Source organism: Photobacterium lucens, from assembly GCF_009873615.1.
In the GTDB taxonomy this organism is placed as follows: domain Bacteria; phylum Pseudomonadota; class Gammaproteobacteria; order Enterobacterales; family Vibrionaceae; genus Photobacterium; species Photobacterium lucens.
This window is the reverse complement of sequence record NZ_SSMG01000073.1, coordinates 1-2,048: the sequence shown is the minus strand read 5'-3', so window position 1 is coordinate 2,048 and position 2,048 is coordinate 1. Positions and strand designations below refer to the sequence as shown.

General features: G+C 37.8%; 2 protein-coding genes. One reads left to right on the top strand and one right to left on the bottom strand.

What is annotated here, in order from left to right; translation table 11 throughout:
* Positions 1-124: 124 nt before the first annotated feature.
* A complete protein-coding gene (locus tag E5A76_RS03875) occupies positions 125-565 on the top strand; it encodes a patatin-like phospholipase family protein (RefSeq protein ID WP_161118152.1) in 441 nt (146 codons plus the stop codon).
* A 200-nt stretch (positions 566-765) separates the two neighbouring features.
* Here E5A76_RS03875 and E5A76_RS03870 read toward each other — a convergent pair whose 3' ends face one another.
* Positions 766-1,809 (bottom strand): GMP reductase, encoded by a 1,044-nt coding sequence (locus tag E5A76_RS03870; protein WP_053988689.1) that lies wholly within the window; start codon positions 1,807-1,809, stop codon positions 766-768.
* Positions 1,810-2,048: the final 239 nt, after the last annotated feature.

Here is a 2,048-nt window from a genome sequence, read left to right as displayed (position 1 = left end):
TTTGCTGCTCATCTAGGATTTATGAAAGAAAGCTATTGAAGATGAAAATATTAAGATTAATTCAATATCAGGTGTGAGTTCTGGAGCTATAATTGGATCTTTGTTTTCGAATGGATTATTTAATATGAATCCATTAGAAGAGATATTATCTTCGTTATTACCAAGTCAGTTTGAACAGATACCTATTTCGTTTCAATGTGGTGTTGTTAATGCAAATAGAGAGTTTGAAATGCTAAGTTCAGGCTATGTTGTTGAAAGTGTTATTGCATCTTGTTCTGTTCCTTATCTTTTCGTTAAAAAAAATATACCAGACAAAGATAATAACCCTTTTGTTGATGGCGGAGTTTTGAATCGAGTGGGGTTGTTATCAAGTAACCCAAAAATCATACATGTTATTGATGATACATTTGGAAAAAAGAATAACATTTTTGATGATAAGTCGATTGTTATAAATAGTAAGCGAAGTAAATCATCATTATGGAAATATAATAACTTTGATGGTCAATTTGAAGAATCTAGAGAAACGACAAAGCGATTATTAGATGGCTTGACAACACGATTTTAAAGTAAAGCTAACGAAGTGAGAGATATTTTTGCAGAATAATACTAAAGGACATGTTTAAAAAATAACCATACTCATGGTCCACTTACAAAAGTTTGGTTAACTTTTTAAGTTAGTTTTAGGTATGGTTATTTTTAATGCAGCATAGAATTGTCTTTACAACTGTATGGCTGTAAAGACAATAAATAAGTTTAATTGGTTACTTATTCTTTACCGAATACGTTATTTTCTTGCTCTTGTACGCGAATAAAGGTGGTGCGTTTTGTTAGCTCTTTAAGCTGCGCTGCACCGACATAAGTACATGTTGAGCGAACACCACCCATGATATCTTGGATTGTGTTTTCAACTGGGCCGCGGTAAGGAAGTAGTACTGTTTTACCTTCAGCTGCACGGTATTTCGCAACACCACCAGAGTGTTTGTCCATCGCGCTTTGGCTAGACATACCGTAGAACTTCATGAATGTTTTACCGTCTTGCTCGATAACTTCACCGCCACTTTCATCGTGCGCTGCTAGCATACCGCCAAGCATAACGAAGTCAGCACCGCCACCAAAGGCTTTAGAAACGTCACCCGCACATGAACAACCACCGTCACCGATGATGCGACCACCTAGACCGTGCGCAGCATCTGCACACTCAATGATGGCTGAAAGTTGAGGGTAACCCACACCTGTTTTCACACGTGTTGTACATACAGAGCCAGGGCCAATACCTACTTTAACAATGTCAGCGCCTGCAAGGATTAGCTCTTCAACCATGTCACCAGTCACTACGTTACCTGCGCTGATCACTTTGTCTGGGAATGCAGCACGTACTTTTTCTACGTACTCAACAAGATGCTCAGAGTAACCGTTAGCGATATCAATACAGATGAAGATAAGATCATCTGTTAGCGCCATGATGTCTTTTGTTTTTTGGAAATCAGCGTCAGAAGTACCAGTAGAAACCATGGCATTCTTTAGAACAGAAGCGTCGTTTTGAGAAATGAAGTCAGCCCATTGTTCAACGGTGTAGTGTTTGTGAACGGCTGTCATTACGTTGTGCTTAGAAAGGGCTTTAACCATTTCAAAACTACCAACAGAGTCCATATTAGCTGCAATAATCGGTACACCAGACCATTGACGACCACTATGTTTGAATGTAAACTCGCGGGTTAATTCAACTTGAGAGCGGCTTTTCAAAGTAGAACGTTTTGGACGAAACAGTACATCTTTAAAACCTAATTTCAAGTCTTGTTCGATACGCATGGTTATTCCTTAAACTTATCTATCGAATTTGCTCAACGAAGCATTTACTGGCAGGTAAACGTTTTCGCCTAATGAGCAGGCACAAAAAAACCGGAGCGTTGGCAGACGCTCCGGTTTTCAGCATTATAGGAAGTAAATTCTTAAAAACAACCCTATAAATGTAAATAAATATGTATTAAAGAAAATAAATTATGATAAAAGCAGGATAAGTTTTCATCATAATCGTGTTTTTTATAAAC

What these genes read in the sequence shown, in the direction of transcription:
- E5A76_RS03875 (WP_161118152.1), top strand. Translation starts at nt 125, where the DNA reads ATGAATCCATTAGAAGAGATATTATCTTCGTTATTACCAAGTCAGTTT.
- E5A76_RS03870 (WP_053988689.1), bottom strand. Translation starts at nt 1,809, where the DNA reads ATGCGTATCGAACAAGACTTGAAATTAGGTTTTAAAGATGTACTGTTT.